This is a genomic window from Aquabacterium sp. UBA2148 (genome assembly GCF_002328915.1).
Lineage (GTDB): Bacteria > Pseudomonadota > Gammaproteobacteria > Burkholderiales > Burkholderiaceae_C > Aquabacterium > Aquabacterium parvum.
Window position 1 is genome coordinate 1 of record NZ_DCXA01000249.1, and the last position, 2,357, is coordinate 2,357.

Here is a 2,357-nt window from a genome sequence, read left to right on the forward strand (position 1 = left end):
CCCCCGCTGCCGCCGACCCCCGCACCCCGCCGGGCCCCCGGCCTGCCACCCCGGCTTCGGGCACCTCGGCGGCTTCCGCCAGCGCCACGCCCGCACCCGTCGCACCGCCCCCCACCCAGCCATCTGAAGCCCGCGAAGGCGAGGAGCCCAACTGGGGTTGGCCGGCGGCAGGTCCTGTCCTGGCCAGCTTTGAAGAAGGTCGCAACAAAGGCCTGACCATCGGTGGCAAGGTCGGTGACCCCGTCGTGGCTGCGGCGGACGGCCGCGTCGTGTACGCTGGCTCCGGCCTGCGCGGCTATGGCAACCTGGTCATCGTCAAACACAGCGCTGACTACCTCACGGCCTACGCTCACAACCAGGCCCTGTTGGTCAAGGAAGACCAGGCCGTCAAGCGGGGGCAGAAAATCGCCGAGATGGGCTCGACGGACGCCGAGCGGGTGCAGTTGCACTTCGAGATCCGCAAGAAGGGCAAGCCGCTGGACCCGGCGCGCCAGTTGCCTGCGCGCTGATCCGGTCTGCAGCGTGCGCTCCCTGCCCCTCAGAAGGCCGGGACACCAATGAGACAATCGGGGGATGACCGCTGCATCCCCCGTTTCGCACCCAGGCGCCGACGTGGCGCCCGCCCAAACCCCTGTTGACGCACCCGTTGACGTGCCACCCCACCTGGAGTGGCTGACCGTCGAATCCCTGGACCTCGAGGCCCAGGGCGTGGCCCACCGTGCCAATGGCAAAGTGGTGTTCATCGAAGACGCGCTGCCCGGTGAAGAGGTGCGTGTCAGCGTCAGCCGTCGCAAGAACAACTGGGAGCAGGCCGCGCCTTCGGAGCGCCGCCGTGAAAGCTCTCAGCGCACCGCCCCGCGTTGCGTGCATTTCGGCCTGTGTGGTGGTTGCAAGATGCAGCACTTCCAGCCCGCTGCCCAAGTGGCCGTCAAGCAGCGCGTGCTCGAAGACAACCTCTGGCACCTGGGCAAGGTGCGCGCCGAGACCTTGCTGCGCCCCATCGAGGGCCCGACCTGGGGCTACCGCTACCGGGCGCGCCTGTCGGTGCGCCACGTCGTCAAGAAGGGCACGGTGCTGGTTGGTTTCCACGAGCGCAAGTCTCGCTACGTGGCCGACATGAGCAGCTGCGAGGTGCTGCCGGCGCACGTCAGCCGCCTGCTGGTGCCCATGCGGGCGCTCATCGGTTCGATGGACCAACGTGACCGCCTGCCTCAGATCGAAGTGGCCGTGGGCACCGAGGTGACGGTGCTCGTGCTACGCCACCTGGAGGCCTTGAGCGATGCGGACGTGGCCCGCTTGCGCGCCTTCGCAGCCGAACACGGCCCGGTGGGCAGCGGTCAGCAGACCCTGTCCTGGTGGCTGCAGCCCAAGGGGCCTGACACCGTGCACCCGCTGGACGACACCTTGCCCGGGCTCGACTACAACCTGCCAGAGTTCGGCGTCAACATGCCGTTTCGGCCGACCGACTTCACCCAGGTCAACCACGCCATCAACCAGGTGCTGGTGGGGCGCGCTTTGCGCCTGCTGGCCGTTGAGCGCGATGAGCGCGTGATCGACTGGTTCTGCGGCCTGGGCAACTTCACGCTGCCGCTGGCAACCCAGGCCCGCGAGGTGTTGGGCATCGAGGGCAGCGAGGCCCTGGTGGCCCGCTCGCGCGAGAACGCCGTGCACAACGGGGTGGCCGAGCGCACCTCGTTCGTGGCCCGCAACCTGTTCGAGATCACCCCGCAAGAGCTGGCCAGCTACGGTCGGTCAGACAAGTGGCTGGTTGACCCGCCGCGCGAAGGCGCGTTTGCCCTGGCCAAGGCACTGGCAGACCTGCATCAGGATCCCAGCCTGGTGCCAGGCTGGGTGCCGCCGCGTCGCATCGTCTACGTGAGCTGCAACCCCGCCACCCTGGCGCGCGATGCAGGCTTGCTGGTTCACCAGGCTGGGTACCGTTGCGTGTCGGCCGGGGCGGTCAACATGTTCCCGCACACCGCTCACGTCGAGAGCATGGCGGTGTTCGAGTTGGCTGAACAGGTCAGCTGATCCGGCAGCTGGGCGCTCGCTTCAGGCCGCCCGCTTCAGGCAGCTTTGGTCGCGGCGCCATTGAGTGGCAGTTCGGCGTGCACCACCCGGTTGCGTCCTGCGGCTTTGGCTGCGTACAGCGCCCTGTCGGCACGGTCGATGGTGCGCGTGAGCGTTTCGTCGCGCAGGTGATTGCCCACGCCGGCTGAGAAAGTCACGCGCAGCGAAGCGTCGGCTTCGGTCACGCAGGTTTGTGCCAGCGAGGCCTGGATGCGCAGCAGCACGCGCTCGGCGGTGTCCTCGTCCGTGTCGGTGAACATGACCAGGAACTCTTCGCCACCCCAGCG

At 68.3% G+C, this 2,357-nt stretch carries 3 protein-coding genes; 2 read left to right on the top strand and 1 reads right to left on the bottom strand.

All coding sequences use genetic code 11. The features are described 5' to 3' along the window. The coding region (locus B2W70_RS13810) for a peptidoglycan DD-metalloendopeptidase family protein (RefSeq protein ID WP_286746530.1) at positions 1-509 on the top strand (509 nt) is incomplete at its 5' end. 64 nt (positions 510-573) lie between these two features. Next, a complete protein-coding gene (gene rlmD, locus B2W70_RS13815; protein WP_286746532.1) occupies positions 574-2,031 on the top strand; it encodes a 23S rRNA (uracil(1939)-C(5))-methyltransferase RlmD in 1,458 nt (485 codons plus the stop codon). A 35-nt stretch (positions 2,032-2,066) separates the two neighbouring features. On the opposite strand, the gene B2W70_RS13820 is transcribed toward rlmD, so the two are convergent. Beyond that, positions 2,067-2,357 (bottom strand): GGDEF domain-containing protein (locus tag B2W70_RS13820; RefSeq protein WP_286746534.1); only part of this gene is annotated, 291 nt, incomplete at its 5' end.